3 protein-coding genes are annotated in these 2,517 nt (G+C 69.8%); all 3 read left to right on the top strand.

The window, feature by feature from the left end:
• The first annotated feature begins 102 nt into the window (after positions 1 to 102).
• The 3 genes from tnpA to tnpC are packed head-to-tail and all read left to right on the top strand — an operon-like array spanning position 103 to position 2,496.
• Positions 103 to 519 carry an IS66-like element accessory protein TnpA gene (gene tnpA / locus JM664_RS06810; RefSeq protein ID WP_227419172.1) on the top strand — a complete coding sequence of 139 codons (417 nt, stop codon included), beginning with the start codon at positions 103 to 105 and terminating at the stop codon, positions 517 to 519.
• Positions 519 to 872, top strand: coding sequence for an IS66 family insertion sequence element accessory protein TnpB (gene tnpB / locus JM664_RS06805; RefSeq protein WP_227419171.1), 354 nt, complete (start codon positions 519 to 521; stop codon positions 870 to 872). The genes tnpA and tnpB overlap by 1 nt, the downstream gene beginning before the upstream one ends.
• Before the next feature lie 58 nt (positions 873 to 930).
• Positions 931 to 2,496, top strand: coding sequence for an IS66 family transposase (gene tnpC / locus JM664_RS06800; RefSeq protein WP_227419170.1), 1,566 nt, complete (start codon positions 931 to 933; stop codon positions 2,494 to 2,496).
• Positions 2,497 to 2,517 lie beyond the last annotated feature (21 nt).

Here is a 2,517-nt window from a genome sequence, read left to right as displayed (position 1 = left end):
GCGTAAGCGCGACGCCGTTCACCTCCTGCCGCTGGTGATCTGACCGGGGCATTCTCCGTGCGCATGGGGCGTGGAGGTGTTGGTTTGGAAAGAGACGGCAAAGTGGGCGTCCATTTAGGCGCCTTGTCGGGCGCTGGTGTTTCGCGGCTCGAGGTGATGGAGGGGCCGAGCGGGCGGCGGCGGCGCACGCAGTCGGAACGGGCGCGGATTGCGGCGGAGAGCCTGGTGCCCGGGGCCTCGGTGGCGGATGTCGCTCGGCGGCACGGGACGACGCGCTGGCAGGTCTACGACTGGCGCAAGAAGCTGCGGATGGGGAAGTTGGCGGTGCCTGAGAGCGTGGCGGCCCTGCCGATGTTTGCGGAACTGGTGGTCGAGGGCGCCGCGGTGGAGGCGCCGGCGACGCGCGCGGGGGCAGATGTTGAGATTGTCGTCGGCGATGTCGTGATCCGAGCTGGAGCCGACGCCGATGAGGGGCTGTTGACGCGGACGATCCGGGCGGCGCGGGCAGCGGCATCGTGATGCTCGGCCAGGGTGGGCCGGTGAAGGTCTTCGTGGCGACGCGGCCGGTCGATTTCCGCAAGGGCATCGATGGCCTGGCGCTGGCGGTACAAGAGATGTTCGGGCTGGACCCGTTCTGCGGGGCGGTCTTCGTGTTCCGGGCCAAGCGGGCGGACCGGATCAAGCTGCTGGTCTGGGACCAGACCGGGATGGTGCTGGTTCACAAGCGGCTGGAAGGGGGCAAGTTCGTCTGGCCGCAGGTGCGGGATGGTGTGATGCGGATGTCGTCGGCGCAGCTGGCGGCGCTCATCGAGGGGCTGGACTGGCGACTGGTGCGACCGGAGCGGGCGCGGCGTCCGCTGGCGGCGGGGTGAGCGCGGGAACCCCCGTTTTTGCTGGCCACGCAGAGGGCTTCCTGATTCACTCCGGTGCATGGACGCCGACGCCCTCAGCCGCGAGAACGCCCATCTGAAGGCCCGCCTGGCGGAGGTCGAGGCGGCGCTGGCCGAGGTGCAGGAGGCCAACCGCCGGCTGGAAGATATCCTGCGCACATCCCAGCGCGAGAAGTTCGGCAAGCGCTCCGAGAAGCTGTCGCCCGATCAGTTCAACCTGGGCCTGGAGGATGCCGAGCTGGCCCAGGGCGTGCTCGAGGCCGCGCAGGAGAAGGCCGAGGCCGCGCTGCAAAGGGCGCGCGGGGAGACGCCCCGCAAGCCGGCGCGCAACCGCGGGCATCTGCCTGCGCACCTGCCCCGGGTCGAGCGCGTGATCGAGCCCGCCAGCACCCTCTGCCCCTGCGGCTGCGGCGAGATGGCCCGGATCGGCGAGGACGTCTCCGAGCGGCTCGACGTGATCCCGGCGCAGGTCCAGGTGCTGGTGACGCGGCGCCCCAAATACGCCTGCCGCCGCTGTTCGCAGGCCGTGGCGCAGGCGCATGCGCCCGAGCATGTCGTGCCCGGCGGGCTGCCGACCGAGCGGCTGATCGCCTGGATCATCGTCTCGAAGTTCGGCGACCACCTGCCATTCTACCGCCAGGCCGAGATCTTCAAGCGGCAGGGGATCCACCTCGACCGCGGCACGCTCGGCAACTGGACGGGGCGCGCCTGCTACCACCTGATGCCGGTCATCGAGCACATGCGCGCCCATCTGCGCCGGGCCGACCGGATCTTCGTCGACGAGACCCGCGCGCCGGTGCTCGACCCGGGCCGCAAGGCCACGAAGAGCGGCTACTTCTGGGCCGTCGTCGCCGACGACCGCGGCCATGGCGGCACCGGGCCGCCCATCGTGCTGTTCCATTACGCTCCGGGCCGGGGCAAGGAGCATCCGCTGAAGTTCCTCGACGGATACCGCGGCCGGTTCCTGCAATGCGACGCCTACCAGTCCTATGACGCCCTGACCCGGATCGCGCGCGACACAGGCCCGTGGCACCTGGTCTACTGCTGGACCCACGTCCGCCGCCGCTTCGTGAAGCGCTTCGAGAACGAGCGCTCTCCCATCGCCGAGGAGATGCTGCGCCAGATCGCGGCTCTCTATCAGATCGAGAAGACCGTGCGCGGCAAGGCGGCGTCCCTGCGCCTGGCTGCCCGGCGCGAGCACGCGACGCCGATCATCGCCGCGCTCAAGCCCTGGCTGGAGACCCAGCTCTCGCGTATCCCGCAGAAATCGCAGTTGGCGGAGGACATCCGCTACACGCTGGCGCACTGGCCCGGCCTGATCCGGTTCCTCGACGACGGAAGGCTCGAACTCGACACCAACCCGGTCGAGAACCAGATCCGCCCGATCGCCCTGACGCGGAAGAACGCGCTCTTCGCCGGCAACGAGGTCGGCGCGGAGAACTGGGCCATGCTCGCCTCGCTGGTCGCCACCTGCAAGATGTCCGACGTGAACCCGGTCGACTACATCGCCGCCACGCTCCGCGCCATCCTCGACGGCCATCCGAAAAGCTGCATCGAGGACCTGATGCCCTGGCGCTTCGAACAGCCGTCAAGCCTCGCCGCATAGGGCCGCGCCGTCGCGCTTACG

Source organism: Roseitranquillus sediminis (assembly GCF_016918935.1).
Taxonomy (GTDB): domain Bacteria; phylum Pseudomonadota; class Alphaproteobacteria; order Rhodobacterales; family Rhodobacteraceae; genus Roseitranquillus; species Roseitranquillus sediminis.
This window is presented reverse-complemented; position numbering and strand designations above follow the sequence as displayed.